We start from the raw sequence: 26324 nt of genomic DNA on the forward strand, positions 1-26324 counted from the left end.
ACGGGCGAAACGTCCCGTTTCGCCGGCAATCGATTTTGTTCGGGGGCGGTCTTAGAGCCTTTTCCAACCTTATGAAAGTTGGAAAGCGACACAAACCGTAGGGTCGCTCAGCACAGGCCCGCCTGTTTGAGCACGCGATAGGCCTGCAGCACATCGCGGAACCGGTCTTCCGAACCTCTGTCGCCACCATTCGCATCCGGATGGTGGCGTTTCACCAGTTCCTTATAGCGCGCCTTGATATCCTTGCCAGTCGCCTTTGTATCAAGGCCAAGCGTTTCCAGCGCCTTGGCCTCAAGCGGCTTGGCCTTGCGCTCGCGCGCCTCGCGCGGATCCTTCGGCCCCTTGAACAGGTCGAACGGGTCGCGCATGCGGTTGTAGTAGCCGGCGCGGCCGGAGCGCATCTGCGCCATGTCGGGTGACGAACGTGTTGAGGCGCCGTTGACGCCCATCTTCCAGGTCGGCCGATGACCGGTCATGGCTTCCTTCTGGAAGCGCGCGACCTCGGTGTCCGGCACGCCGGAGAAGTAGTTGAAGCCTTTGTTATACTCGCGCACATGGTCGAAGCAGAAGCGGAAATACTCGCCCTCCTTCATGCGCCCGACCGGCGCGCGATGGGTGCCAGGCTCCTTGCAGCCGTCCCACTGGCAGATCGGCGAGTGCGACTTCAGCTCCGCATCCTTCTCCGGGCGGATGCGAATCTTCTCGAAATATTTGGGGTACGGCTTCATTTCACCCATTTATGGGGCGTTCGCAGATGCGAAACAAGAATTGACATTTTCGCGATCATCGCCCTAACCGCTGAATCGCGGCATAAAGCAGGCGAATTGCGGATTTAGTTGCGCGATAGTGGCCCCAGGCTAGCGCGCCAGCCACATGTGGTAAACGGAGACGGCAATGTCCATACAGGCGACCATGGAAGACAAGCTCAACAAGGCATTTTCGCCGGAGCGGCTGGTCATCATCAACGAAAGCCATCTCCACGCCGGCCACCATCACCATGGCTCGGACCATCATGGCGCTTATGACGGCACCGGCGAGACGCATTTTCGCGTTCGCGTCGTCTCTTCAACCTTTGCCGGCATGAGCCGCATCGACCGCCATCGCGCCGTCAACGAACTGCTTGCCGACGAACTGGAGGCCGGCGTGCATGCGCTGGCAATCGAACCGGCGGCGCCCGGCGAAAAGACCCGCTGGTAGGTCAGTCCGCCCTGACCCTCCGCGGCGCGGTCAGATCGCGGCTTCGATCAGGAACGGCCCGCGCCGTGACAGGGCACTGTCCAGCAGCGCGTCGAACCGCTCGCATGTGTCGGCCCGCGCCGCCTCCACGCCCATGCCCTTGGCCAGCGACACCCAGTCCAGCGCGGGATGGTCGAGGTCGAGCATGCGCCTGGCATTCTCGCCGATCGCGTTGACGCCGACATTGCGCATCTCCCCATGCAGGATCGCATAGGTGCGGTTGGAAAAGACGATCGTCACCACGTCGAGATTTTCGCGCGCCTGCGTCCACAGGCCCTGCACCGTGTACATGCCGCTGCCATCGGCCTCCAGATTGATCACCTTGCGGTCGGGACAGGCGATCGCCGCTCCTGTCGCCATCGGGATGCCGCCGCCGATCGATCCGCCAGTGCCCATCAGGTAGTCATGCGGCGCGGCAAAGGCCGACAGGGCGAAGAAACGCCGTGCCGAAGTGACTGCTTCGTCGCAGACGATCGCATTATCCGGCAGCTTGCGCGCCACCGACAGCGCGATGGCGTCTTCCGTCAGCCCGCCGCTCGGCGCGGCCTCGTCGGGAAAAGAGGTTGCGACGTCAGTTGGTTGCGATGGTTTGACGCCGAGTTCGTCGCGAAGCGCTTCCAGCGCCGCATGCAGGTCCTGCCCATGGGCAGCGAGCGTCAGCACCTGGCAGCCGTCGCGCACAAGCCGCCCCGGCTTTCCTGGATAGGCGAAGAAGGCAACCGGCTCCTTGCCGCCGACCAGCACCAGCACGTCGATATCCGCCAGCAGCGCCGTCGCCGCATCGATCGGATAGGGAATGCGTGTCGGCGCGACGCGCCCACGCCCGCGTTGCATCCGGGCGATCAGGACCTCGCTGAACAATCGGACATCACAGGCCGCCGAAATCTGACCGGCGATCTCCAGCGCATCGGCGCGCGCCGCTCGCCCGCGAACGATCATGCCGACACGGCCCGGAGCCGCACGGATCGCCGCGGCGGTCGCGCGCACGGCGTCCCTATCGACGGGCGGTGGCGGCGAAAGGACGACCTTGCCCGGCGAGGCGGCAGCGTCGCCCCAGGCGGCATCCGCCGGCAGGATCAGCGTCGTGACCCCCGGCGGCGTCAGCGAGGCACGGAAAGCCGCCTCCGTGGCCGGCTGGACATCGGCCGGCCCGGCGATGCGGCGAACCCAGTTGGACATCGGCGCCGCCAGGCCTTCGATGTCGCTGGTGAGCGGCGCGTCGAGCGGCAAATGATAGGAAGCGTGGTCGCCGACGATGTTGATCATCGGGCTGAACGCACGCCGGGCGTTGTGCATGTTGGCCAGCCCATTGGCCAGGCCCGGACCGGTGTGCAGCAAAGTCGCGGCCGGGCGGTCGGTCATGCGCGCATAGCCATCGGCCGCGCCCGTCACCACACCCTCGAATAGGCCAAGCACGCAGCGCATCTCAGGCTTGCGGTCGAGTGCCGCAACGAAATGCATTTCGGAGGTGCCGGGATTGGCGAAGCAGACCGTCACATTATTGGCCAGCAGCACGTCGCACAGGACATCGGCGCCATTCATGCAATTTTTCTCCAAGTCATGAGGACCAATTGCACTCAGGGTGTCTGCACGGCAATATCCCGCCGCCGCTTTTGGCATGATCCAGTTGCAGAAGTTGGCGAGCGGAAGTCGACAGCGATCAGCCGACCGTCGATTTCAGGAAGGCCAGGGCGGCAGCGGTCAGCGCGTCGCCATCGCTGCCGAAATCGCGGTTGATCGACATGTGCGTATAGGCGCTGCCGTCGAACAGCGTGACCTCGGTGCCCGTGGCGCGCAAGCGCTCGGCGAAGGCTTTCGACTCCTCGCCACGGCCTGACGCCCCCGAATAGGCGATGAAGGTCGGCGGATGCTTGCGACCATCGACATAGCTGGCGGGCGAAAGTGCCGCCCATTGCGAAGGGTCGGAAAAGACCCGCGCATAGGCACGCACCATGCCGCCATTCTTCTCAAGCGCCGCGAGATCATAGGCCCTGGTGTCGTCGAGCAGCAGGCCGGCGACGCCAGGCAACCCGCCGCGCATGCCGGTCAGTGCGATCAGATGGCAGCCGGCGGAATGACCCATGCCGACAATGCGCTTAGGGTCGCCACCATGCTTGGCAATATTTGCGCTGACATAGGCATAGGCCTTTTCGACGTCACTGGCCTGGGTGGCGACAGCGGCCTCGGGCAGCATGCGATAGTCGATGGAGACGAAGCAGAAACCGTTGGCGAGCAGGAAGGCCGGCTTGGCGCCCACCTGGCTGCGTTTGCCGTACTCCCAGGCCCCGCCATGGACGAAGAAGACGACAGGCAACCCGCTTGCGCCGTCGGGCGCATAGATGTCGAGCTTGGCCGTTCCGTAGTCGAAGGTTTTGGGAGATGGTGAGGATTGGCGCGCGAGCGTCGTGGCCGGCACAAAAGCTGCCATCGAAGCCAGAAGCAGGGTTCGCCGATCGATTATCATCTTCTCCTGACTGCCCGGCGCAAAATGCACCGGGACGCCGCGAAGTTCCAATGAAGGATCGGTAAGGTGGCCGAAAGTGGCGCTACGCGATCGGCCTGATCCTTAACCGGGCGATCCGGTTCTTGTCGCGCTTCATGACGATGAAGCGCTTGCCGTGGAAGGTGAAAGCCTGCTTCTCCTCTGGGATCGACTGCGCCTCGTGGATGACGAGGCCGGCAATCGTGGTCGCCTCCTCGTCCGGCAGGTTCCAGTCGAGCGCCCGGTTCAGGTCGCGGATCGGCACATTGCCGTCGACGACGACGGAGCCATCGGCCTCCTGCTTGACGCCCTGGATATCGACATCGTGCTCGTCGGCGATTTCGCCGACGATCTCCTCGATGATGTCCTCCAGCGTCACCAGCCCTTCGACCTCGCCATATTCATCGACGACGACGGCGAAATGCGCCTTGCGGCGCAGGAAGGCGTTGAGCTGTTCCTGCAAGGTCGTGGTGTCGGGCACGAACCAGGGCTTCGAGGCGATCTTCATCACGTCGATCTTGGAAAAGTCGTTGCCGACTTCGTTCAGCGCGCGCAGCAGATCCTTGGCATGCAGCACGCCGACAATGTTGTCGAGCGAGCCCTTCCACAGCGGCATGCGGGTGTGCGGGCTCTGCAGGATCTCGCGCACCACCGCTTCCGGGGCGTTGTCGGCATTGACCGAGCGCATATTGGTGCGGTGGACCATGATATCGGAGACTTCGAGCTCTTCGAGGTCGAACAGGCCGCCGATGCGGTCGCGGTCCTCGCGCACCACCTGGCCGTCGCGGCGGAAATCGTCGACAGCGCCGCGCAACTCATCCTGGCTCGAGCGCTGCGGCTCGATGCGCGACAGCTCATAGCCGAACATGGCGAGAAGGCGCGTGCGCACGGCAACGACCAGCAGGATGAGGATGACAAGAACGGCGACGACGATCCAGCCATTGTCCATTTCAGCCGGCTTTCCGGCTGGCTGGGTGGTTTTCCCGCAGGAACGACAGCACTTCCGAAGCCGGAACGTCCTTGGCGATAAAAGCCTGGCCGATGCCGCGCGTCAGGATGAAGGTCAGCGCGCCGCGCGACACCTTCTTGTCCTGGGTGATGAAGGAAAGCAGCGCCTCGGCATCGGGCAATTCACCCGGAATATCGGCCATCCGCCACGGCAGGCCGACCGCGCGCAGATGCGTCTCGACGCGTGCCGCGTCGTCGGGGCTCGCCAGATTGAGCCGCGAGGAGAAGCGATGCGCCAGCGCCATGCCGATGGCGACCCCCTCGCCATGGACGAGCCGGGCGCCGTCATACTGCGTGGCGGCTTCGAGCGCATGGCCGAATGTGTGGCCGAGATTGAGGAGCGCCCGGTCGCCGGTCTCGAATTCGTCGCGCGCGACGACATCGGCCTTGGCACGGCAGGCTTCGGCAATCGCCTGCGCCCTCTCCGGCCCGCCGGCGAACACTTTTTGCCAGTTCGCCTCAAGCCAGTCGAAAAGTTCCGGCCGATCGATCAGCCCGTACTTTGCGAGTTCGGCGTAGCCGGCGCGGAATTCGCGGATCGGCAGCGTGTCGAGCACTTCCGTGTCGGCCAGCACCAGCCTGGGCTGCAGGAAGACGCCGACAAGGTTCTTGCCGCGCGGGCTGTTGATGCCGGTCTTGCCGCCGACAGAGGAATCGACCTGCGCCAGCAGCGAGGTCGGGATCTGCACGAAATTCATGCCGCGCCGCACGATGCCGGCGGCAAAACCGGTGAGATCGCCGATGACGCCGCCGCCCAGCGCGACGACGACGTCGCCGCGCTCCAGCCTCGCGGCCAGAACGCCGTCGACCACCTCTTCGAGATGGGCAAAGCTCTTGGTCTTCTCGCCAGGCGGCATCGTGATGACCGTGGGTTGGATGCCACCCTTCTCGAGCCCTGCCTTCAGCGTATCGAGATGCGCGGCGGCGACATTCTCGTCGGTGACGACAGCCGCACGTGTGCCGGGCAGCCGGCGCGCAATCTCCTCGCCGGCGCGCGACAGAAGGCCGGAGCCGATCAATATGTCGTAGGCCCGGTCGCCAAGCCCGACTTCGACGGTGACTGGCTGGTCCATGCTCACGATTCGATCTCGCCCGTCGCTGCAATTTCATCGATGCCGAAATGCCGGCACAGCGCGTCCAGCACCTCGGCGGCGATGACCTCCTTGCGGTCGTCGCGGGTCGGCACCGTAACATCTGATGTCGCGTAGACCGGATAGCGCTCGCCCATCAGCCGCTCCAGCACGGCGCGGGGATCAGCGCTTTTCAACAGCGGCCGGTTCTGCTTCTTCGAAACCCGGTCCATCAGAAGATCGAGCTCGGCCTTTAGCCACACCGAGACGCCATGGCCGGCGATGGCTTCGCGCGTCTGCGCGTTCATGAAGGCACCGCCGCCGGTCGAAAGCACCTGCGGGCCATTTTCAAGCACGCGCAGGATGACACGCTGTTCCAGGGCCCTGAACTCGGTCTCGCCATAGCGTTCGAACAGCTCTGGCACGGTCATGCGTGAGACGCTCTCGATCTCCTGGTCGCTGTCGATGAAAGGCAGCGAAAGCATCGTCGCCACCTTGCGCCCGATCGCCGTCTTGCCGGCGCCCATCAGGCCGACAAAGACGATGGACCGGCTGCCCAGCCGGCCAAGCAGCGCGGCGTGGCTCTCGCCTGGAGGATTTGCCTGGTGCGCGTTCATCAGCTGTTTCTTGGGCCCTCTTTGCCGGCGTATCGACATGAAAAGCCGGTTTGCGTCAAGCGTGCCGAGTATAGGCAAGCCTATATCGGGCGGAGGATGCCTGCATCTGAAGTTGCTGACAGGCCTCCGCTTCTTCCTTGAATTGGTCGGATTGGCGTCCCATAAGGGCACAGGGTTTGGAAACGCAGAACAAGAAGACGGGCGAAAATTGATGCCGACACTGTTTCGCTTTGTCGTGATCCTCGCGATTCTGGCCGGCATTGCCTATGGTACGATGTTCGCGTTGGTGATGTTCGTCGAGCCCAAAAAAGCGGAGATCAGCGTGCGCATCCCGCCGGAAAAGCTGAACCCCAAGAAAAACTGACAGAAGAAAAACTGATCCCCGAGGATGAACAGCGCCGCCCGCATCGAGGCCTTCCTGGAAATGATGAGCGCCGAGCGCGGCGCCGCCGAAAACACGCTGTCCTCCTACCGACGTGACCTGGAAGACGCTTCGAGCGGGATCGATGGCGGGCTTGCCGGTGCTGCCGCCGCCGATATCCGTGCCTATCTCGACGACATCGCGGCGCGCGGCTTCGCGCCGACCTCGCAGGCGCGCAAACTGTCGGCGATACGCCAGTTCTTCAAATTCCTCTACGCCGAGGGCCTGCGCACCGACGACCCGACCGGCACGCTGGACAGCCCGAAAAAAGGCCGTCCGCTACCCAAGACGATGAGCGAGGCCGAGACCGGCCGTCTGATCGACCGCGCAGCGGTGGAAGCCAGCGACGCCGGGCTCGGCTACAGTGACAGGCTGGCCGCGCTGCGCCTGCATGCGCTGGTCGAGGTGCTCTACGCTACCGGCCTGCGCGTTTCCGAGCTGGTCGGCCTGCCGGTGACGGTGGCGCAGCGCGACGACCGTTTCTTCATGGTTCGCGGCAAGGGCGACAAGGAACGCATGGTGCCGCTGTCGGCCAAGGCGCGGGTGGCGATGCGTGCTTGGCTTGTCGCCCGGGCCGGCGTGGCCGCTTTCGCCGAAAGCCCGTTCTTGTTCCCGGCAGCATCCGACAGCGGCTACCTCTCGCGCCAGGTCTTTGCCCGCGATCTGAAAGGACTGGCGGCGCGGGCAGGCATCGCCTCGGCGAAGATATCGCCGCATGTGCTGCGCCATGCTTTCGCCAGCCATCTCCTGCAGAACGGCGCCGATCTCAGGGCGGTGCAGCAGCTGCTCGGCCATGCCGACATATCGACGACACAGATTTACACCCATGTGCTGGAGGAGCGGCTGGTGCGGCTGGTCAACGATCATCATCCGCTTGCCGACTAGGCCTCATATCGCTATGTGAGGACGACATTTCACCGCCGGGGGCCTTGGTTTCAAGGATTCCGCAGTCCTTGCCTTCCGACGTATCGGTCCGCTCAAGCATGTACAATTACCTCGATTTCGAAAAGCCGGTGCAGGATCTCGAGCTCAAGATCCTCGAGCTCAAGAAGCTTGCCGAGAATGGCGAAGCGGTCGATGTCGCCGATGAGATCACCCGGCTGGAGAAGCGTTCGCGCGACGCGCTGCGCGATCTCTACAAGGCGCTGACGCCCTGGCAGAAAGTGCAGGTGGCCCGCCATTCCGACAGGCCGCACTGCGTCGACTACATCAAGGGCCTGTTCAGCGACTTCACGCCGCTCGCCGGCGACCGCAATTTCGGCGAGGACCAGGCGATCGTTGGCGGTTTTGCCCGCTTTCGCGGTGAGCCTGTCGCGATCATCGGCCAGGAAAAGGGTTCGGACACGACCAGCCGCCTGAGGCACAATTTCGGTTCGGTGCGCCCGGAAGGCTACCGCAAGGCGGTGCGGCTTATGGAACTGGCCGACCGCTTCGAAATCCCTCTGTTGACGCTGGTCGACACGGCGGGCGCCTATCCCGGCGTCGGCGCCGAGGAGCGTGGCCAGGCCGAAGCCATTGCCCGCTCGACCTCGGCCTGCCTTGCGCTGAAAGTGCCGTCGATCTCGGTGGTCATCGGCGAAGGCGGTTCGGGCGGCGCCATCGCCATCGCCACCGCCAACCGTGTCTACATGCTCGAACACGCCATTTATTCGGTGATTTCGCCGGAAGGGGCGGCCTCGATCCTTTGGCGCGACACCACGCGCTCCAAGGACGCGGCGACCAACATGAAGATCACCGCGCAGGATCTTCTGGAACTGAAGATCATCGACGCCATCATCCCAGAGCCGATGGGCGGCGCCCAGCGCGCGCCCGAAACGGTGATTGCCGCGACCGGCGACCTCATTGCCAGGACGATGAAGGAATTTGCTGGCGCCAACACCGATTTCCGCGAACAGCGCCGCGAGAAATATCTGGCGATGGGCCGCAGCCTCTGACGGCATCTGCCAGCGGACAAGGCCATTGGAAGCACCGCGCGCGCGGCAATGTGGCGGCAATATGCAATTTCGCCACAAAAATGCCGCCGGATTCGGGTCAATGAAATTGCCGTGAGGGGTTGGTCGAAGCTTGCGGTAAGGAATTTTCAAGGTTAACGGGCTTACGGTCCGTCGGTGTTCAGCATATGGGCTCGGCAGTTTCGCAGCCATTGGCCCGAGGGAAAGACATAGCCGTATCCATGTTTGCCAAGCTCGCCCGCACCGGAGTCCTCGCCGCCTCGATAGCCATCGCCGGCTGCAATGATTCGTCGATGAAGGACTTTGCCCCGGAAGCCAACAAGCCGCTGCCGGACAAGATCCTTGCCGACATGAAGGCCAAGGGCATGGTGCGCACCTCCTCGGTGATGGCGCGCATCTTCAAGGAAGAGGGCAAGCTCGAGATCTGGAAGGCCAAGACCAACGGCCGCTATGACATGGTGGCCAGCTACGACATCTGCAAATGGTCGGGCAAGCTCGGTCCCAAATACACCGAAGGCGACCGCCAGGCGCCTGAAGGCTTCTACACGGTCCGCCCGTCGCAGATGAATCCGCGCTCCAACTACCACCTGTCCTTCAACATCGGCTTTCCCAACGCTTATGACCGCGCCAACGGCCGCACCGGCCAGAACCTGATGGTGCATGGCGCCTGTTCCTCCTCGGGCTGCTATTCGATGACCGACGTGCAGATCGAGCAGATCTATGCCTTCGGCCGCGACGCTTTCCAGGGCGGCCAGACCGAGTTCCAGGTCCAGGCCTTCCCATTCCGCATGACCGCAGCCAACATGGCCCGCTATCGCAGCGACCCGAACTACGAGTTCTGGAAGATGCTGAAGGTCGGCTACGACAATTTCGAGGTCACCAAGGTGCCGCCGAAGGTCGATGTCTGCGAGAAGCGCTACGTCTTCAACCAGGTCGCCGCCGATGGCCAGACATTCGATCCGACCGGACCATGCCCGGCAACCACCCAGCCGGATTCGCTGAAGAGCGCCTACAACGCCTATCAGAGCACCTATGACGCGGCCTTCAACAGCGCGCTCAAGGCAAGCGTGCCGCCACCGAAGCCGACCATCGCCGGCATCAAGGAAGCCGGCATCGTCTCCGACTGGTCGAAGCGCCGGGCGCGCGGCGAGCGCGTGCCGATTGATCCGCCATCGCTCAACAATGACGGCACGGTGACCGAAACGGCGCGCATGGGCCGCATCGATTCGCCCGCCGGCCGCAAGATGGCGGCACTCGACGCCGAAAAGGCCGCCAAGCAGAAGGCCGAGGAGCAGAGGCTGGCCGCCATAGAGGCCGCCAAGCAAGCCAAGGAGGCCGCAAAGGCACAGGCGCTGGCCGAAAAGGAAGCGGCCAGGGCGCAAGCCGTGGCGGCAAAGGAAGCGGCCAAGGCCGCCAAGGAAGCCCCGGTCGCCACCGCCACCATAGCCGCCCCGACGGCCGCGCCGGAAGCCGAAACGCAGGCAGCGAGCGCCGATGAGAGCCGGGTCACCAAGCTGAAGAACAAGCTGCTCGGCATGTTCGGCGGCTGAGCTTGGTCTTGGCCGGGGATACCGCTGTCTACGATCTGAAAGGGCTGAACTGCCCTTTGCCGGTACTGAAGGCAAAGAAGCGGCTGGCGGGAATGCAGCCGAGCAGCCGGCTGTGGCTCGAGACCACCGACCCGCTCGCTGTCATCGATATTCCCGCCTTTTGCTCGGATGCCGGCCACCAGCTGATTGAAACAGCGGCGGTATCAGGCGGCCATCGGTTCCTGGTCGAGCGCGGCGAGACCGTCTGAATTTCGGTGTGAAGCGCTATCTTCCGGCGATCGCCAGCGGATTGTTCTCCAGCGCCGCGCGGTCGGGTGTGTCGATCGACGGCCGGTTGGTGAAGGCGGCGAACAGCCTGCGCACATAGTCTTCCGGCATATCGAGCGTGATCAGCACCAGCCGCGTGCCGCGCTGGCCGTCCGGCCAGGCGGGCAACCTTGCCGGCGGATGCAGGATCTTCTGCACGCCGTGGATGACCAGCGGGCGTGACGGATCTTCGCTGAGTTCGATCACGCCCTTCATGCGCAGCAGCTTCTCGCCATGCGTCGAACGCAACAGGTCGAGGAACATTTCTATCGCTGAAAACGGCACCGGACCGTCATGGACAAGCGAATAGGAGCGCACGCGGGAATCGTGGCGATGTCCATGCTCATGACTGTGGTCATGGTCATGCCCGTGGTCATGCCCATGGTGATGGTCGTGGTCATGCGCCGCTTCCTCGCCGAGCCAGCGGCGCACATCGGCGGATTTGGTAGCGGGATTGTAGAGGCCGCAATCAAACAGCGCCGCCACGCCTGTTGTTGAATGGCCGGCATCAAGCAGTTCGGCGCCCGGATTGATCTGCCGCAGGCGCGCCCGCAGCGTGTCGAGATCGCCGGTATCCGTCACCAGATCGGCCTTGCTCAGCACGATGCGGTCGGCGACGGCGATCTGCTTGACCGCCTCGACATGGGCATCGAGCGTGGCATTGCCATTGACCGCATCGACCAGGGTGATGACGCCGTCGAGCCGGAAAGCATGGACGAGCGCCGGATGCGCCATGATCGACTGCAGCACCGGCGCCGGGTCGGCAAGCCCCGTGGTCTCGACGATGACGCGGGCAAGCCGGGCGATACGGCCGGTCTGCAGCCGGTCGACCAAATCGGCCAGCGTATCGACCAGTTCGCCACGCACGGTGCAGCACAGGCAGCCGTCGGAAAGCTGGATGATGCCGTCGGAAGCCTGCTCGACCAGCAAATGGTCGATCGCCACCTCGCCATACTCGTTGATGATGACCGCGGTGTCGGCCAGCGCCGGGTCCTTCAGCAGCCGGTTGAGCAGCGTCGTCTTGCCGGCGCCGAGGAAGCCGGTCAGCACCGAGACGGGGATCGGGAACCCATTCATCCGGCTCTGTCTCTTTGTTTGAGCATGATCTTTTCCGAAAACCGAATTCTACTTTTCGGGATCATGCTCTAGTTCGCGACCTTGACCGGCTGGTCGCCCTGCGCGGCGGAACCGGCAACGGCCGGACCGGCGCCCATCGGCGCCGGCCGATCGGGCCGCCAGCTCGGGATCGGCACGTCGGCATATTCCTGGCCGCCCTGGTCGAGCATCGCCTTCGGCGCCGGGCCGGTGGCGCCGCCGAGCCCGACGGCAACCAGCGTCGGCACATGGTCGAGCTTTTCCTGATAGGGCGATTTCGGCGCGTCCTTGGCGGCAGCCGCCGGCGGCGCCTCGGACTGCTCCTCCCGCTTCCTCTTCTTGCAGACCTCGTCATGCATGTCGTTGGGCGAAACCGTGTCGCCATAGGGCGCCAGCGTGGCGACGGTGGCCGAACCGGCCGTGGGCGTGTCAAACCCCTGGTCGAGCAGTTTTGCAGCGGTCTCGGCACGGCTGACCGCCGACTTCTCGCCCAGCACAACCGCGACCAGCGTGCGGCCGTTGCGCGTCGCCGAACCGATCATGTTGAAGCCGGAAGGGCAGACGAAGCCCGTCTTCATGCCATCGGCGCCAGGGTAACGGCCGATCAGGAGATTGTAGTTCGGAATGGCCTTCTTGCCGACCGCAAGACCTTCGATCGAGAACCACGGCGCATATTGCGGGAACTCGCGGCGGATCGCCATCACCAGCACGGCGAGGTCGCGCGCCGTCGTGTACTGGTCCGGCGAATAGAGGCCGTTCGGATTGACGAAATGCGTACCGTTCATGCCGAGCCGTGCTGCTTCGGCATTCATCCTTTCGGCGAAGGCGGCCTGCGAGCCACCGACGTTCTCGCCGACAGCCATGGCGATGTCATTGGCCGATTTGACCAGCATCATCTTCAGCGCATTGTCGAGCCGCATCACTGAGCCCGGCTTGAAACCCATCTTGCTTGGCGGCTCACCGGCGGAGTGCTTGGTCACCTTGATCGGCGAATCGAGCTGGACTTCGCCGGCCGCGATCGCCCGGAAGGTCACATAGGCGGTCATCAGCTTGCTCAGCGAGGCCGGATACCAGCGTTTGAAGGCATCCTGGTGCTGCAGGATCTGGCCGTTCTTCAAATCGAAGACAACCACCGGATTGGCCAGCGCCGGTCCGGCCAGGACCGACAGCATGATCGCGCCAGCCGAGAATAGTTTGAGGAAATGCCTGTGCCGCATGATCTAATCCGAAATCGCCTCTTGCCCTGATTGCCCCTGGCTCCGTAAGATTTCATTACGCGACCGCCAGCACAATGAGTCCGCCCCTCAAAAACGGACCACATCGGTGCGGTGCTATTTACCCTATGTGACGCCAACATGGCAAAGTGCCTGACAATCACAATTCGAAAACCCCGGCACAATTGCAGAACCCCGGGCACAATTGCAAAACACCAGGCTGAAGCCGGCTGCTCCAACAACGAATGGAACCATCATGCCAATCCTGAATCGCGCCGCTGAAATGCAGGACGAAGTCGCCGGCTGGCGCCGGCATCTGCACCAGACGCCGGAGCTGAACTTCGATGTCTTCAAGACGGCGGCTTTTGTCACCGAAAAGCTGAAAGAGTTCGGTTGCGACGATGTGGTCACCGGTCTCGGCAAGACCGGCGTCGTCGGCATCATCCGCGGCCGTCAGGGCGAAGGCGCCACCATCGGCCTGCGCGCCGACATGGATGCGCTGCCGCTCAACGAAGTCACCGGCAAGCCCTATGCCTCGACCGTTCCCGGCAAGATGCACGCCTGCGGCCATGACGGCCACACGGCGATGCTTTTGGGTGCCGCAAAATACCTCGCCGAGACGCGCAACTTCGCCGGCTCCGTGGCGGTGATCTTCCAGCCGGCGGAAGAAGGCGGCGGCGGCGGCAACGAGATGGTCAAGGACGGCATGATGGAGCGCTTCGACATCTCCAGGGTATTCGGCATGCACAACATGCCGGGCTTGCCCGTCGGCCAGTTCGCCATCCGTCCGGGCCCGATCATGGCGGCGACGGCCGAATTCACCATCACCGTGAAAGGCAGGGGCGGCCACGCCGCGATGCCGCACGGCACGATCGACCCGATCGTCATCACCAGCCAGCTGGTCGGCGCCCTGCAGACGATCGCCTCGCGCAGCACCGATCCGGTCGAGGCCGTGGTGGTGTCGGTGACCAAGTTCCATGCCGGCGACGCCTACAATATCATCCCGGAATCGGCCGAGATCGCCGGCACGGTGCGCACCTTGCGCAAGGAGATCGCCAAGAAATCCGAAGAGCGCATCCGCACCATCTGTGACGGTCTGGCGACCGCTTTCGGCGCCAAGATCGAGGTCGACTACCAGGCAAACTACCCGGTGACCTTCAACCATGCCGAAGAGACGGTATTTGCCAGCGATATAGCGGCCAATGTCGCCGGCGACGCCCATGTCCACCGCGGCATCCAGCCGGTGATGGGCGGCGAGGATTTCTCCTACATGCTGGAAGCCCGCCCCGGCGCCTTCATCTTCATCGGCAATGGCGACACCGCCGGTCTTCACAACCCGGCCTACGATTTCAACGACGAGGCTATCCCGCACGGCATGAGCTACTGGGTGAAGCTGGCGGAAACCGCGCTGGCCGCGTGATGAGCACTGCACAAGAGACCGGCCGATTGCATGCGGCCGGCCTCTTGGCGAAACGGTCCGAAGCGGCTATGTGTCGGGCCGCGTGGTCCCGTAGCTCAGTAGGATAGAGCGGCAGATTCCTAATCTGTAGGTCACAGGTTCGATTCCTGTCGGGATCACCATGCATTTTTCAAGTGCTTGGCGAAGCAGTACTGTACTTCTTTGCGATATCAGGTCCGTTGAAGAGGACGAAGGCATCACGCCCTCATGCGCACCCCTGATAAATGTCGGGCCGCGAAGGTGAGCGGGAAACCTCTGCATGGCCCCGCACTGGTCACACGCGGTTATGTATCAGCAGATCGGATACAAATAAAGCCGCGGCATTGTAAATCGAGCCGCTTGGTCCCCCGCCACAGGCAGGTCGGCACATTGCCGACCTGCCTGCTTCTGAGATCGAAGTGGCCGGCTCAGGCCACCCGGACGACGAAATGTTTGGTCACCGGCTCGATGATCTTCCAGGTTCCCTTGAAATCGGCTTCCACCACGAAAGCGTCACCGGGGCCGACTTCGACCGGTGTGCCGCCGTCGGGGGTGATGATGATGCGGCCGGCGATCATATGCACGAACTCATAGTCGGTGTAGGTCGCGTGATAGGTGCCGGGCGACGCCCGCCAGGTTCCCGACATCACCTTGCCGTCCTCGGTCGTGTGCTGGACAGCGGTTTGCATGGTCGGGTGGCCCTCGACCACGATCCAGCCAGGCAGGTCGCCGGCTTCCGCGTGTTCGACGGGGCCGAATTTGAGGATCGTCTTGTTCGTCATGCCGGGTTCCTTCTGCTTCATGTGTCGCAGAGGTCGGATAGCCGATGCATGGGACCGGGGCAATGCATGCACCCTGGAACGAAGAGCATTTGCATCCAGGCATCACGCCTGGGACGTCCTGCCGCCCGCGGCCGCCCTACGGCCTGTGACGGGCCGAGACCAGTTCCGCCTTGCGCCGCGCCGTCTCCAGCCCGAGGCCGATGAAGGCGCGCGCGTGCTTGGCGAGCGCCATATTGTCGGCCCACAGATTGCGCCAGATGGCGGTCTTCTTCGACAGGTTCTCGTCGACGATCTCCGACGAGAAGGATTCGAAGCTGAGATCGTCGGCATAGCCGACGGCGGTCAGCGCATCGAATATCGCTGCAAAATCGATATTGCCGGTGCCGAGGAAGCCGCGATGGCTCTCGCCGATATGGACATAGCCGATCTTGGCCGCGGCGTGGCGGATGGCCAGCCCGACGTCGGCTTCCTCGATGTTCATGTGGAACGTGTCGAGGTGCAGGAAGATGTTGTCCGAGCCGGTATCCTCGATGAAGGCGAGACCTTGCGCGGCGGTGTTGAGCAGGTTGCTTTCGAAGCGGTTGACGATTTCGAGATTGAGCGTGACGCCGGCCGCCTTCGCCGTCTCGGCGACCTTGGCCAGCGTTGCGGCGCTGCGGGTCCACTGATCGCGCGTCGGCGCTTCGACCTGCAGGCCATGGCTTGCCGACAGGATGCCGGCGACCTTGCGGCCCCCAAGGTCGCGCGTCAGCGCGATGGTCTCGTTGAGGATCTCGACGCCCCGCGCGGCGACCGCCTTGTCGGCGCTCGATATGTCGCCGTCACCAGGCAATCCGATGCTGATCGCCACGCCGAGGCCGAGATCGGCGATGCGTTTGGCAAGCCCGCCAAGGTCGACATCGGCCGGGTCGAGGTAGGAGAACTCGATCAGGTCGAAGCCGGCCTCCCTGGTGTTGGCCAGCGTGCGTTCAAGCTCGCCCCGGTCCGAGCTTGCCGACCAGACGAAAGAATGGATTCCGATGCGCGCCATGATCGTCTCCGGTTCGCGGTGATGAAGAAAGGCGCGGCCGGACAAGTCCGGCCGCGCTTGTTGGAGTGATCAGCGGGCCGCGGTCCAGCCCTTGTAGTCCTTCAGGTTCTCGGCTGTGATCAGTTTCGGATCGAGAAGCACGGTGGCCTCAGCCGGCTTCTTGCCGGCAAGCAGCTCGGCCGCCATCGTCAGCGACTGGCCGGCCATCACATAGGGATCCTGCGAGGCCGAGGCCTTGATCATCGAGGCGCCGGAAGAGAGCTCCTTTTCGATATCGGGCGCGCCGTCGACCGCGGTGAAGATGAATTCCGAGCGGTTGAGCTGCTTGGCGGCAAGCTGGGCGCCGATCGCCGTCGGATCGTTGATGGCGAACACCGCGTCGATCTTGTCGAAGCGGGTGAGCAGCGACTGGAACACTTTCAGGCCGCCGTCGCGCGAACCTTCGGCGTTCTGGTCGTCGGAGAGTATCTTGATGTCGGAATGCTGCGAGAGCACGTTCTTGCAGCCCTTGACCCGCTCCAGGATCGACGACGATGCCGGACCGTTGAGGATGACATAGTCGCCCTTGCCGCCGGTATGATCGACCAGGTACTGGCAGGCCTCTTCGCCGGCCTTGACGTTGTTGGTCATCACGGTGACGTCGGCGCCCGGCGCCGAAACGTCGAAGGCGGCGACGATGATGCCGGCAGCCTGTGCCTTCTTCACCGCCGGCGCGATCGCCTTGGCGTCGACCGCGTTGAGCATGATCACGTCGACGCCCGCGGCGATGAAGGAATCGACCTGCGAGACCTGCTTGTTGAGATCGTAGTCGGCCGACACCGACGTCACCTCGACCTTCGGGTTGATCTTCTTGGCCTCGATGCCCTTGATGGTGGCGACGAAGAAGGGGTTGCCGAGCAGGCCGACCGAGATGCCGACCTTGTTGAGGTCCTTGGCCGATGCCGGCGCGATGGCGACGGCCGCGAACGCGGCGCCGCAGAGCAGTTTGGCGATGGTCTTCATTACGCTTACTTCCTCCTGATGCACCGAGCCTCTCACGGTGCGTTACACAAGCCGGTCTTTGATGCCGGCGACCAGGTCACTCACGTTCTCGCCCCTGCCTGGAGCCGGTAGCGGTCGAGGGCGACCGCCACGATGATGACCAATCCCTTGATGATGTACTGCCAGATGTCCGAAACCCCGGCCAAGATGAGCCCGTTGGAGAGCACCGCGATGATCAGGCCGCCGATCAGCGTGCCCCAGATCGAGCCGACGCCGCCGACGAAGCTGGTGCCGCCAAGGATGACGGCGGCGATGGCGTCGAGCTCGTAGGACTGCCCGAGCTGCAGGCCGTTGGCGGCGTAGAGCCTTGCCGCCGACATGGCACCGCCGAGTCCGGCGAGCAGGCCGGAAACGCCATAGACGAAGAGCAGCACCAGCGGCACCTTGATGCCGGTCAGTCGCGCTGCCTCGGCATTGCCGCCGACGGCATAAATCCAGGTGCCGAGCACCGTGCGTTTCAGCACCAGCCAGGACAGCACCACCACCGACAGCGCGATGACGACGAGCCAGGGAATGCCGAGCACCGAGCCATTGCCGATGAAGTCGAACGGCAGGTCCGAGTTGAACACCGTCGTGTCCTGCCCGAGCAGGCGGGCGATGCCGCGCACGGCCGTCAGCGAACCCAGCGTGACGATGAAGGGCGGCAGCCTGATATAGGCGATGAGCAGCCCGTTCACGAGCCCAAAGCCGAGGCCGACGAGGATGGCCGCCGGCACGCCGAGCAGACCCCAGTCGGGCACCAACGACACCAGCACCGCCACCATCGCCGACGCGGCGAGGATGGAGCCGACCGACAGGTCGATGCGGCCGGTCAGGATGACAAAGGTCATACCCGCCGCGAGCACGATATTGATCGATGACTGCTGCGTGACGATCAAGAGGTTGGTGCCGGTCAGAAAACGCGGGTTGATGAACTGGAAGCCCGCAGCCAGCAGCACCAGCACCGGCAGCATGCCGAGCGCCGCGAAGGCTGTGCGCAGCCGCCGGCTCCTGACCGCCGCCTGATCCACGCTCGTCGTCGTTCTGTCGGTCATTCCTGGGCCGCTCCCGTCGCAAGTTCCATGATCGCCTCTTGACGCAGCGGCTCGCCTCCGGATGCCGCCACCTCGCCTGCTATGGCGCCGTCGCGCATCACCAGCACGCGGTCGGCGACGCCGATCACCTCGGGCAATTCGCTGGAGATCATCAGGATGGCGATGCCCCGGTTGGCAAGGTTGTCGATCAGCCGGTAGATCTCCGACTTGGCGCCGACATCGACGCCGCGCGTTGGCTCGTCGAGGATGACGACCTTCGGCTCGGTCTCCAGCAGCCGGGCGAGCAGCACTTTCTGCTGGTTGCCGCCCGACAGCGAGCCGGCATTGGCCTGCGCCGAGCGGGTGCGGATCGACAGGTCCGCGATGGCTTTCGCCGCGCGCCTGTCGGCGGCGCCGAAGTCGCGCAATCCGCCGGTCCGCGCATCCCTGGCCAGCACGCCCATGCTGATGTTGTCGGAAATCGACATGTCGAGGAACAGGCCGAGTTCCTTGCGGTCCTCGGTCAGGTAGGCGATGCCGGCGTCGAGCGCTTCGCGCGGCGAGCCGATGGAGATCGGCTTGCCGTCGAGTTCCAGCGTGCCGGCGCTGCGCCTGTCGGCGCCGAAGATCAGCCGGGCGAGCTCGGTGCGGCCGGAGCCGACAAGACCTGCCAGAGCCAGCACCTCGCCCTTGTGGAGGTCGAACGAGCAGTTCTTCAGCAGGCGTCCGTCGGACATGGCGCGCACCGAAAGTGCGATGGCGCGCTTCGCGTCCGGCGGACGATGATCCTTCTTGTAGAAGGCGGAGAGATCACGGCCGACCATCATCGACACCAGCCGCGAGGCGTTGAGGTCGGCACGATCCAGCGTGCCGACATAGCCGCTGTCGCGCAGCACGCTGACGCGGTCGGCGAGCTGGTAGACCTCTTCCATGCGATGGCTGATGTAGATGATGGCGATCCCTTGCGCCTTCAGCGTCGCGATCACCTCGAACAGGCTGTCGGTCTCGCGCGACGTCAGCGACGTCGTCGGCTCATCCATGACGATGATGCGCGCATTGGTCGACAGCGCGCGGGCGATCTCGACCAGCTGGCGCTCGCCGAGCGACAGGCTGGAGACCAGCGCACGCGCCGAGAAGGAGACGCCAAGCCGCGCGATGATTTCGTTCGCCCGCCGGTTGCATTGATCGCGGTCGACAATGCCGAAGCGTCGCGGCTCGTTGCCAAGGAAGATGTTCTGCGCCACCGTCAGATTGGGCGCCAGAGACAGCTCCTGATAGATCACCGCGATGCCGGCGGCGCGAGCCTTGATCGGATCGCCGGTCGCGGCGGGCACGCCATCGATCAGGATTTCGCCGCCGGCATCTGGCCGATAGGCGCCCGACAGCACCTTCATCAGCGTCGACTTGCCGGCGCCGTTCTCACCCATCAGAGCATGCAGCTCGCCGGCATGGACGGTGAGCGAAACATCCTGCAAGGCGCGGATCCCACCAAAGGTCTTGGAGATGTGCCGCATCTCCAGCACCGGATGGCTGCTTGCCCGCTTTTGTGCCGCCGCGCTCATCGTGCACCACCCGCCGCCTTGATGGCGTCGCCCTGCCCGCCAACGCGATCGCGCCAGGCGTCGCGATAGCCGGCAAGGCCGGCGAAGCGTGCCGCATGCACCGGCTCAGGCGCCTCGGCGGCGAAGTCGCGCCCGACGCCCTCGAAGGCAAGTGCTGCCGCGCCCGTGGCGCTGCCCTCCAGCGTGGCGCCCTGCAGGAAGGCCTGGCCGGGACGCAACGCAGCCAACAGTCCGGCAAGCAGGCCGCCAGCGTTCAGCCCGCCATCGACGATGACGGTGTCTTGCGAATGGATGAGGTCAAGGCAGAGATCGACCATCAGCGCCACATAGAGCAGCGCCGCCGCGGCGCGTTCTGCGGCATCGGGCGTGCGCCCGACCAGGCGGCCGGGATGGTCCGGCATCGGCCCGCCCGGCGCGAGGCTCGGCAGCGCCATGATGCCGGCATCGATCGCTTGCTGGATCGAGCCATGTGGGATCGCGCCTTGCCAGCCGCCGCTGATGGCGGCGAATTCGCGCCCGCCCATGAAGCGAATGGTCGGCACCGGGCCGCCGTCGACATCGACATTGACCAGCATGTCGCGGTCACGGTCGAGAACGTCCAGCGGGCAGTCGGGATTGAGCATGACGACCCAGGTACCGGTCGACACCACGGTCAGCGGGCCAAGCGCCTGGCGGCGATAGGCATGGAGCGCCGCATTCGAGTCGTGGACGCCATTGTGGATGGCGATTGGCCGTGCCGCTCCGCCAAGACGCCGCTCGCCGATGACCGCGCCGGCGCGCGCGAAGGCCGGCATCTGGCCGCGCCAGCCCTCGGCATCGACCAATGAGGAAAAGTCCCGTTTGCGCGGCGCCCACAAATGCGAATGACAACCGAGATAGGACACCTCCGAGACCGGCCGGCCACCGAGGCGCCAGCTCCAGTATTGGGGGTAGCCGAGGATCGATTTCGCCGCCGCGAACGCATCGGGATCAACGTCCTGCAGCCACAGCATGTGACGGCCATGGTTGAAGCCGAGCGGCAGTCGGGGCGAGAACGTCTCGGCAAAATCCGGAATGCGGCGATCGATCCGGGCAGCGATTTCGGCCGGCGGCTCCTGTTCGTAGTCGAGGATCGGATGCGTCAGCGCCGCGTCGTCCACGAGCGCGAAGGTGCAGCCATGGCCCGACACCATCACCCCTTCCACGCCATGATTTTCGACCGCGTCCGTGACGGCAGCGAGCGCCCAGTCATGCAGGGCGGCCTCGTCGAGCACGCTGAAGCCGTCCTGGCGCATCCATTTCGGCTGGGTCCGGCGCTCGTCGAGGATGCGTCCATCCTGGCTGAAGACGAACAGCTTCGAATTGGTCTTGCCAAAATCGAGCACCGCCACTTTCACGGGACGACTCCCGTGGTGGACGCGATCCGCACCATGACGCCGGCATCCTCCAGCATGCGCGCATCGGCATCCGAAAGACCGTCGTCGGTGATCAGCGTGCCGATGCGCGACAGCGGCAGAGCGACATTGCGCGCGTGGATCGACAGTTTGCGGCTGTCGGCCAGCACCACGATCTGGTCGGCGCACAGGCTGAGCTCGACAATGGAGCGCACCAGCAGCGGATGCGATTCCAGCACGCCTTCCTGGTTGAGGCCTTGCGCGCCGAGAAAGAATTTCGACGCGTAGAAGGGCGTCGCCTGGACCGACGAATGGATGATGCCGGGTTCGCGATGCAGCTCGCCGCCGGCAACGGTCAGGCTGCAATGGCCATGGTCGCTCAGATAAGCCGCGAGCGGCATCGAATTGGTGTAGAGGCGGATGTTGCGCTCGGCGAGCTTGACACCAAGATGGAAGCAGGTCGAGCCGCCATGAACGATGACCGCGTCGCCATCGCGCACCATGGTCGCCGCGATGGCCGCGATCTGCCGCTTGGCCTCGACCGCGAGGTCACGGTTCTCGTCATAAGGCCGGGCATAGGCGACGCCTGCATGCGATGCGCCGTCGAGCGCCGAGATACCGCCATAGACCTTGCGCGCCTCGCCGGCCTCGTCGATCCGGTCGATGTCGCGCCTGACCGTCGCCGCCGAGACGCCAAGCCGCTCCTGCAGCTCGCGCACCGAGGCGAAGGGGCGGTCCCGCAGCAGTTCGACGATCTGACGCTGGCGGCCGGAATCGCTCACTCTTTTCCTCCCAATGCCATTTTTTCCACGGCAATTGGTGCAACTTACTCAACATTAGTCAGATTGCAAGCTGGTTTTGATGATAGTAGATCACTGTTGACGTAAGTCGCTCGCATCTGCGATATCAGCGCCAATACCGGTGCCCAGCGGCGGGATCCCGGGCAAGCGTTGAAGGAAAGGCGCCATGGCAACCCAAGCTGACGCGCAGGAACTGGCGGCCTTGCGGACACTTTCAGCCAGCATCGGGCTCAATCCGCATATGACCCAGGCCGCGGGCGGCAACACCTCGCTCAAGGCCGGCGACACGCTGTGGATCAAGGCCTCCGGCACCTGGCTGAAGGATGCGCTCAGCGACGACATCATGGTGCCGGTGGCGATGGCGCCGCTGCTCAAGGCGGTCGAAGAGCGCGATCCGGCCGCCGACAAGCCGCAGGCCTTCGCCATCGACGAACTCAATCCGCGTGGCCTGCGCCCGTCGATCGAAACCACGGTGCATGCCTTGATGCCGCAACGCGTGGTTCTGCATGTCCACTGCGTCGACACGATTTCGCTTGCCGTGCAGGCCGATGGCGGGGCCGAGGTCGCCAGGCGGCTCGGCGGCATCGAATGGGCCCATGTGCCCTATCGCCGGCCGGGCCTGCCGCTCGCCCGTGGCATTGCCGAGAAACTGCGGCCTGGCGTCGATGTGCTGATCCTTGGCAATCATGGGCTGGTCGTCGCCGCGCAAACCGTGGCCGAGGCGGAGCGGCTGCTCCACCGCGTCCGCTTGCTGTTGGCACGGCCGGCGCGCGCGACCGCCGCGCCCGACATCGCGGCCCTGACAGCGCTTGCCGCTGACAGCGCCTACCGGTTGCCGGTGGATCTGGAAGCCCATGCAGTTGCGCTCGATGCGCAAAGCCGTCGCATGGCGGAGGCCGGCAGCCTCTATCCCGACCATGTCATCTTCCTCGGCCAGGGTTCGGTGGTGGCCAAGCCAGGCGAGAACGCGGCTAGCGTCACCGCGCGCCTCGGCACGGCCCCCGTGGCGATCCTGTTTTCCGGCGCCGGCGTGCTGATGCGTGGCAACGCCAGTCCCGGCGCCGACGCCATGCAGCGCTGCCTCGCCGACGTGACGGCTCGCGTCGATGTCGCGGCGCGGCTGAATTATCTCACCGCTGCCGAGAACGACGAACTGGTCAATTGGGACGCCGAGCAGTATCGCCAGAAGCTCAATGCCACAGGCGGCTAGCAAAGGACTGAAGACATGATGCCCCTTGTCATCGGCATCGACATCGGCACATCGGGCGCGCGCGCCGTCGCCATGCGTCCGGATTTTTCCATTACCGGCCAGTCCGCCGTTCGGCTCGACGAATTCGGCCAAAATCCCCGCTCCCCCTCGGCATGGTGGCAAGCAGCCCGGGCGGCTCTGACAGAATTGCTTTCGGGCATCGACCGCACTGCTGTCCGCGCCATTGCCGTCGACGGCACGTCGGGCACGCTGCTGGCCGTCGACGCCGCCGGGCGACCGCTGGTCGAGCCGCTGATGTACAACGACAAGGTCGACGACGCCGGCATCCTGGCGGCCATCGCCCGCGAGGCGCCGGACGCGAGCGCCGCGCACGGCGCGACTTCAGGCCTGGCCAAGGCGTTACGGTTTCAGCATCTGCCCGGCATCGCGGGCGTGCTGCACCAAGCCGACTGGATCGCCGCAAACTTCTCCGGCCGCTTCGACGTCAGTGACGAGAACAATGCGCTGAAGACGGGCTTTGATGTCGAGGCGCGCCGCTGGCCGGACTGGATCGCGGCCACCGGCATGCGCATGGACTTGCTGCCTCATGTGGTCGAGCCGGGCGATGTCACCGGCACGCTCACCGCGGCTGCCGCGGAACTGTTCGGCCTGCCGCGCGATGTGGTCGTGGTCGCCGGCACGACGGATGGCTGCGCCTCGTTCCTGGCGACGGGCGCCACGGCCGCCGGCGACGGCGTCACGGCGCTGGGATCCTCGCTCACCATCAAGACCCTGTCCGGCCGGCCGATCTCGGCACCACGCTTCGGCATCTACAGCCATCGCCTTGGCGACACCTGGCTGGCCGGCGGCGCGTCGAATTCCGGCGGCAAGGTGTTGGCCCAGCATTTTCCGCTGGCGCGGATCATCGAACTCAGCGCGGCGATCGATCCCACGACGCAAACTGGTCTCGACTACTATCCGCTTAGTACGACGGGTGAACGATTTCCGATCGCCGATCCCACCTTGCGACCGCGTCTTTCGCCGCGACCCGCTGATGATGCCGACTATCTCAAGGCGATGTTCGAAGGCATGGCGGCGATCGAGGCGCTCGGCTACCGCAGGCTGGCCGAGCTCGGCGCGCCGGCGCTGACCTCGGTCAGAAGCGTCGGCGGCGGCGCCGCAAATCCGGCCTGGACCGGGATTCGGCGACGCAAGCTCGGCGTCGATTTCCTGCCCGCACTTTCCGACGAGGCGGCCGCTGGCACGGCGCGGCTGGCGCTGAAGGGTGCAAGCAAGGCAGGACTGGCATGACCGCGAAAAAGATCGAACGCCTCGACGGCATCGGGCCGCTGGCCGAGCGCTACCAGGTGTTCCTGCTCGACCAGTTCGGTGTGCTGCATGACGGCCAGGCTCCTTATCCAGGCGCGGTAGAGGCATTGTCGGCGCTGAAGCGCGCCGGCAAGACGGTGGTGCTGATCTCCAATTCCGGCAAACGCGCCAGACCCAATGAGGACCGCTTGCTGAAACTCGGCTTCGCCGCCGGCAGTTGGGACCATTTTGTCTCCTCCGGCGAGGTGGCGTGGCGATCCTTCAACGAGATGGCGGCATCGGGAAAGCTGCGTCCGGGGACAAAATGCCTGCTGATCAGCCGCGACAACGACCGCACGGCGATCGAGGGCCTGCCCTTTGTACTGACCGAGGCCGGCGAGGACGCCGAACTGGTACTGATCTCGGCCAGCGAGGGCGACTGCCACGAGCTCGGCCATTATCGCCGGCTGCTCGCCCCGGCGGCGGCGCGACAGGTGCCGTGCTTCTGCACCAACCCGGATAGGATCATGCTGACGGCGGTCGGGCCGCGCTTCGGCGCCGGCGAGATCGCAGATCTCTACGAAAGCCTGGGCGGCAGTGTCACCCGCATCGGCAAACCCTATCCGGCGATCTACGACGCGGCCCTGGCGCTGGCCGGCGAGCCTGAGCGCGGCAGCGTCGTCTGCATCGGCGACAGCGTCGAGCATGACATAGCGGGTGGCAACGGCGCCGGCGTCACCACGGCGCTGGTGCTCGGCGGCATTTTGGCGGACACGCCTGACCTTGCCGCCGTTTTCGACGAGCAGCAGGCCTGGCCCGATTACATCACGGCATCCTTCAGCTTGCGCTGAGCGCCTCGAGCATGCGCTTGGCGCTTTCCTCGTCGGTGATCAGGATCGTCGGCGCGATCAGGTTCATGGCGCCGAGCAGCGCCTCGGTCTTCTCCTCGCCGCCGGAGGTGAGGATGCGGATTGGCGCCGCGCGCAGACGGTCGACTTCCACCGACATCACATGGCTGTTGACGGGATGGTCGACCAGATCGCCATTGCGATCGAAGAAATGGAACAGAAGATCGCCGACGGCGCCACGCTCGAGCAGGGCCTCGCGGTCCGCTTCCCTGAGAAAGCCGCCTCGAGAGAAGGTGGTGGCCGAGGCGATGCCGCCGACGCTCAGCAGAACCGCATCGAGCACGTTGGCCATCTCAAAGACCTCCTGCAGGCCGCAGCGCTCGACCAGCGCGATCTTGGTCTCGACGCTGTCGACGACAGCCGGCGTCGGGATCAGATAGCCGTCGCCCTGGAATATCTGGGCGAAGCGCCAGGCGAACTCGGCCGGGTTGTAGCGCCGCACGACGCCGACACCGCCCAGCAGCGAAATGACCTTGAAATCCGAGAGCGACTTGGCGCTGATGAAGGGCAGGCTGGAGAACAGCGTCCGGCCCCAGCCGACGCCGACGCGCATGCCGGATTTCATCGTGTCGGACAGGAAAGCCCCGGTCTTGGCGCTGATCGCGGGGATCGGATCGGCATTGGGCGCGGTGAGCGGGGCGACCAGCGCTTGCTGCAGGCCGAAGGTCCGCTCCAGCGCGCGCTCCAGCCGTACGATCTCCGACAATTCGCTCTCGATGGTGATCTTCACTTCGTTGCGCGAGCGCGCCTCGGCCAGCATGCGCACGATGGTGACGCGGCCGACGCCAAGCACGTCTGCGATCTCGTTTTGCGTCATCTGCTCGACGAAATACATCCAGGCGGCGCGAATCCTGAGGCGGTCGGTCCGGCTTTCACCAGTGACCTGCTCGGTCGTCTCCGCTCCTGTTCGCCCCTCTCCGGCCCGCCCC

General features: G+C 64.8%; 26 protein-coding genes and 1 tRNA gene. 11 read left to right on the plus strand and 16 right to left on the minus strand.

Going from position 1 to position 26324, the window contains the following annotated elements:
- Window positions 1-107: 107 nt before the first annotated feature.
- Window positions 108-737, minus strand: coding sequence for a J domain-containing protein (locus tag FJ546_RS26680; RefSeq protein ID WP_019861454.1), 630 nt, complete (start codon window positions 735-737; stop codon window positions 108-110).
- Between the two features lie 157 nt (window positions 738-894).
- Here FJ546_RS26680 and FJ546_RS26685 point away from each other — a divergent pair, with 157 nt between their 5' ends.
- Window positions 895-1197, plus strand: a complete 303-nt coding sequence (locus FJ546_RS26685) for a BolA family transcriptional regulator (RefSeq protein WP_140892039.1) — start codon at window positions 895-897, stop codon at window positions 1195-1197.
- A 30-nt stretch (window positions 1198-1227) separates the two neighbouring features.
- On the opposite strand, the gene FJ546_RS26690 is transcribed toward FJ546_RS26685, so the two are convergent.
- The 5 genes from FJ546_RS26690 to FJ546_RS26710 form a co-directional block, all read right to left on the minus strand.
- Entirely contained in the window at window positions 1228-2778 is a 1551-nt protein-coding gene (locus FJ546_RS26690; RefSeq protein ID WP_140892040.1) for an acetolactate synthase large subunit, read from the minus strand.
- Between the two features lie 118 nt (window positions 2779-2896).
- Complete coding sequence (locus tag FJ546_RS26695; protein ID WP_140892062.1) at window positions 2897-3697, minus strand: alpha/beta hydrolase; 801 nt, start codon at window positions 3695-3697, stop codon at window positions 2897-2899.
- An 85-nt stretch (window positions 3698-3782) separates the two neighbouring features.
- Window positions 3783-4667 carry an HlyC/CorC family transporter gene (locus FJ546_RS26700; RefSeq protein WP_140892041.1) on the minus strand — a complete coding sequence of 295 codons (885 nt, stop codon included), beginning with the start codon at window positions 4665-4667 and terminating at the stop codon, window positions 3783-3785.
- Between the two features lies 1 nt (window position 4668).
- Window positions 4669-5805: a 3-dehydroquinate synthase gene (aroB, locus tag FJ546_RS26705; protein WP_140892042.1), complete on the minus strand. Its 1137-nt coding sequence runs from the start codon at window positions 5803-5805 to the stop codon at window positions 4669-4671.
- Complete coding sequence (locus FJ546_RS26710) at window positions 5802-6413, minus strand: shikimate kinase (RefSeq protein ID WP_140892043.1); 612 nt, start codon at window positions 6411-6413, stop codon at window positions 5802-5804. Before FJ546_RS26710 ends, aroB begins: the two co-directional genes overlap by 4 nt.
- A gap of 211 nt (window positions 6414-6624) precedes the next feature.
- Here FJ546_RS26710 and FJ546_RS26715 point away from each other — a divergent pair, with 211 nt between their 5' ends.
- From FJ546_RS26715 to FJ546_RS26735, 5 genes are all read left to right on the plus strand, one after another.
- Complete coding sequence (locus tag FJ546_RS26715) at window positions 6625-6777, plus strand: histidine kinase (RefSeq protein ID WP_140892063.1); 153 nt, start codon at window positions 6625-6627, stop codon at window positions 6775-6777.
- A 24-nt stretch (window positions 6778-6801) separates the two neighbouring features.
- The gene (locus tag FJ546_RS26720) at window positions 6802-7719 is read left to right on the plus strand and encodes a site-specific tyrosine recombinase XerD (protein WP_140892044.1); all 918 of its coding nucleotides are present in this window, start codon (window positions 6802-6804) and stop codon (window positions 7717-7719) included.
- Window positions 7720-7817: 98 nt separating this feature from the next.
- Window positions 7818-8768, plus strand: coding sequence for an acetyl-CoA carboxylase carboxyltransferase subunit alpha (locus tag FJ546_RS26725; RefSeq protein WP_140892064.1), 951 nt, complete (start codon window positions 7818-7820; stop codon window positions 8766-8768).
- A gap of 239 nt (window positions 8769-9007) precedes the next feature.
- Window positions 9008-10336: a murein L,D-transpeptidase family protein gene (locus tag FJ546_RS26730; RefSeq protein WP_140892045.1), complete on the plus strand. Its 1329-nt coding sequence runs from the start codon at window positions 9008-9010 to the stop codon at window positions 10334-10336.
- 8 nt (window positions 10337-10344) lie between these two features.
- The gene (locus FJ546_RS26735) at window positions 10345-10584 is read left to right on the plus strand and encodes a sulfurtransferase TusA family protein (protein ID WP_181168099.1); all 240 of its coding nucleotides are present in this window, start codon (window positions 10345-10347) and stop codon (window positions 10582-10584) included.
- A 16-nt stretch (window positions 10585-10600) separates the two neighbouring features.
- Here the strand turns inward: FJ546_RS26735 and FJ546_RS26740 are convergent, their stop codons facing one another.
- Together FJ546_RS26740 and FJ546_RS26745 are read right to left on the minus strand one after the other, a co-directional pair.
- Window positions 10601-11719 (minus strand): GTP-binding protein, encoded by a 1119-nt coding sequence (locus FJ546_RS26740; protein ID WP_140892047.1) that lies wholly within the window; start codon window positions 11717-11719, stop codon window positions 10601-10603.
- Window positions 11720-11787: 68 nt separating this feature from the next.
- Window positions 11788-12954, minus strand: a complete 1167-nt coding sequence (locus tag FJ546_RS26745; protein ID WP_140892048.1) for a D-alanyl-D-alanine carboxypeptidase family protein — start codon at window positions 12952-12954, stop codon at window positions 11788-11790.
- Between the two features lie 253 nt (window positions 12955-13207).
- Between FJ546_RS26745 and FJ546_RS26750 the strand changes: the two genes are divergently transcribed.
- Both FJ546_RS26750 and FJ546_RS26755 read left to right on the plus strand, forming a co-directional pair.
- Complete coding sequence (locus tag FJ546_RS26750) at window positions 13208-14371, plus strand: M20 aminoacylase family protein (protein ID WP_140892049.1); 1164 nt, start codon at window positions 13208-13210, stop codon at window positions 14369-14371.
- An 84-nt stretch (window positions 14372-14455) separates the two neighbouring features.
- Window positions 14456-14532 (plus strand) — tRNA-Arg (locus tag FJ546_RS26755).
- 285 nt (window positions 14533-14817) lie between these two features.
- On the opposite strand, the gene FJ546_RS26760 is transcribed toward FJ546_RS26755, so the two are convergent.
- From FJ546_RS26760 to FJ546_RS26790, 7 genes are all read right to left on the minus strand, one after another.
- On the minus strand, window positions 14818-15171 hold the full coding sequence (locus tag FJ546_RS26760; RefSeq protein WP_010911801.1) for a cupin domain-containing protein: 354 nt from the start codon (window positions 15169-15171) through the stop codon (window positions 14818-14820).
- A gap of 136 nt (window positions 15172-15307) precedes the next feature.
- Window positions 15308-16201, minus strand: a complete 894-nt coding sequence (locus FJ546_RS26765; RefSeq protein WP_140892050.1) for a sugar phosphate isomerase/epimerase — start codon at window positions 16199-16201, stop codon at window positions 15308-15310.
- A 69-nt stretch (window positions 16202-16270) separates the two neighbouring features.
- Window positions 16271-17203 carry an ABC transporter substrate-binding protein gene (locus FJ546_RS26770; RefSeq protein ID WP_140892051.1) on the minus strand — a complete coding sequence of 311 codons (933 nt, stop codon included), beginning with the start codon at window positions 17201-17203 and terminating at the stop codon, window positions 16271-16273.
- Window positions 17204-17283: 80 nt separating this feature from the next.
- Window positions 17284-18276, minus strand: coding sequence for a ribose ABC transporter permease (locus FJ546_RS26775; protein WP_140892052.1), 993 nt, complete (start codon window positions 18274-18276; stop codon window positions 17284-17286).
- A complete protein-coding gene (locus FJ546_RS26780) occupies window positions 18273-19817 on the minus strand; it encodes a sugar ABC transporter ATP-binding protein (protein WP_140892053.1) in 1545 nt (514 codons plus the stop codon). The genes FJ546_RS26775 and FJ546_RS26780 overlap by 4 nt, the downstream gene beginning before the upstream one ends.
- Complete coding sequence (locus tag FJ546_RS26785) at window positions 19814-21193, minus strand: FGGY family carbohydrate kinase (protein WP_140892054.1); 1380 nt, start codon at window positions 21191-21193, stop codon at window positions 19814-19816. The genes FJ546_RS26780 and FJ546_RS26785 overlap by 4 nt, the downstream gene beginning before the upstream one ends.
- Window positions 21190-21972, minus strand: coding sequence for a DeoR/GlpR family DNA-binding transcription regulator (locus tag FJ546_RS26790; protein ID WP_140892055.1), 783 nt, complete (start codon window positions 21970-21972; stop codon window positions 21190-21192). The genes FJ546_RS26785 and FJ546_RS26790 overlap by 4 nt, the downstream gene beginning before the upstream one ends.
- A 184-nt stretch (window positions 21973-22156) precedes the next feature.
- Between FJ546_RS26790 and FJ546_RS26795 the strand changes: the two genes are divergently transcribed.
- Genes FJ546_RS26795 through FJ546_RS26805 form a run of 3 tightly spaced genes read left to right on the plus strand, consistent with a single transcriptional unit; the run spans window position 22157 to window position 25338 of the window.
- A complete protein-coding gene (locus FJ546_RS26795) occupies window positions 22157-23200 on the plus strand; it encodes a class II aldolase/adducin family protein (protein WP_140892056.1) in 1044 nt (347 codons plus the stop codon).
- Between the two features lie 15 nt (window positions 23201-23215).
- Window positions 23216-24490 carry an FGGY-family carbohydrate kinase gene (locus FJ546_RS26800; RefSeq protein ID WP_140892057.1) on the plus strand — a complete coding sequence of 425 codons (1275 nt, stop codon included), beginning with the start codon at window positions 23216-23218 and terminating at the stop codon, window positions 24488-24490.
- Window positions 24487-25338 (plus strand): TIGR01459 family HAD-type hydrolase, encoded by an 852-nt coding sequence (locus FJ546_RS26805; RefSeq protein WP_140892058.1) that lies wholly within the window; start codon window positions 24487-24489, stop codon window positions 25336-25338. The genes FJ546_RS26800 and FJ546_RS26805 overlap by 4 nt, the downstream gene beginning before the upstream one ends.
- Here the strand turns inward: FJ546_RS26805 and FJ546_RS26810 are convergent.
- On the minus strand, window positions 25325-26324 hold a 1000-nt coding region (locus FJ546_RS26810), incomplete at its 5' end, for a sugar-binding transcriptional regulator (protein ID WP_348642003.1). The two genes, FJ546_RS26805 and FJ546_RS26810, sit on opposite strands and share 14 nt — an antisense overlap.

The sequence above is a fragment of the Mesorhizobium sp. B2-4-19 genome, assembly GCF_006441315.1.
Lineage (GTDB): Bacteria > Pseudomonadota > Alphaproteobacteria > Rhizobiales > Rhizobiaceae > Mesorhizobium.

Coding starts and splice junctions, on each gene's coding strand:
- FJ546_RS26690 (WP_140892040.1), bottom strand. CDS start 2,778: ATGAATGGCGCCGATGTCCTGTGCGACGTGCTGCTGGCCAATAATGTG.
- FJ546_RS26750 (WP_140892049.1), top strand. CDS start 13,208: ATGCCAATCCTGAATCGCGCCGCTGAAATGCAGGACGAAGTCGCCGGC.
- FJ546_RS26760 (WP_010911801.1), bottom strand. CDS start 15,171: ATGACGAACAAGACGATCCTCAAATTCGGCCCCGTCGAACACGCGGAA.
- FJ546_RS26800 (WP_140892057.1), top strand. CDS start 23,216: ATGATGCCCCTTGTCATCGGCATCGACATCGGCACATCGGGCGCGCGC.
- FJ546_RS26685 (WP_140892039.1), top strand. CDS start 895: ATGTCCATACAGGCGACCATGGAAGACAAGCTCAACAAGGCATTTTCG.
- FJ546_RS26725 (WP_140892064.1), top strand. CDS start 7,818: ATGTACAATTACCTCGATTTCGAAAAGCCGGTGCAGGATCTCGAGCTC.
- FJ546_RS26720 (WP_140892044.1), top strand. CDS start 6,802: ATGAACAGCGCCGCCCGCATCGAGGCCTTCCTGGAAATGATGAGCGCC.
- FJ546_RS26730 (WP_140892045.1), top strand. CDS start 9,008: ATGTTTGCCAAGCTCGCCCGCACCGGAGTCCTCGCCGCCTCGATAGCC.
- FJ546_RS26710 (WP_140892043.1), bottom strand. CDS start 6,413: ATGAACGCGCACCAGGCAAATCCTCCAGGCGAGAGCCACGCCGCGCTG.
- FJ546_RS26795 (WP_140892056.1), top strand. CDS start 22,157: ATGGCAACCCAAGCTGACGCGCAGGAACTGGCGGCCTTGCGGACACTT.
- FJ546_RS26805 (WP_140892058.1), top strand. CDS start 24,487: ATGACCGCGAAAAAGATCGAACGCCTCGACGGCATCGGGCCGCTGGCC.
- FJ546_RS26745 (WP_140892048.1), bottom strand. CDS start 12,954: ATGCGGCACAGGCATTTCCTCAAACTATTCTCGGCTGGCGCGATCATG.
- FJ546_RS26765 (WP_140892050.1), bottom strand. CDS start 16,201: ATGGCGCGCATCGGAATCCATTCTTTCGTCTGGTCGGCAAGCTCGGAC.
- FJ546_RS26770 (WP_140892051.1), bottom strand. CDS start 17,203: ATGAAGACCATCGCCAAACTGCTCTGCGGCGCCGCGTTCGCGGCCGTC.
- FJ546_RS26780 (WP_140892053.1), bottom strand. CDS start 19,817: ATGAGCGCGGCGGCACAAAAGCGGGCAAGCAGCCATCCGGTGCTGGAG.
- FJ546_RS26700 (WP_140892041.1), bottom strand. CDS start 4,667: ATGGACAATGGCTGGATCGTCGTCGCCGTTCTTGTCATCCTCATCCTG.
- FJ546_RS26680 (WP_019861454.1), bottom strand. CDS start 737: ATGGGTGAAATGAAGCCGTACCCCAAATATTTCGAGAAGATTCGCATC.
- FJ546_RS26715 (WP_140892063.1), top strand. CDS start 6,625: ATGCCGACACTGTTTCGCTTTGTCGTGATCCTCGCGATTCTGGCCGGC.
- FJ546_RS26775 (WP_140892052.1), bottom strand. CDS start 18,276: ATGACCGACAGAACGACGACGAGCGTGGATCAGGCGGCGGTCAGGAGC.
- FJ546_RS26740 (WP_140892047.1), bottom strand. CDS start 11,719: ATGAATGGGTTCCCGATCCCCGTCTCGGTGCTGACCGGCTTCCTCGGC.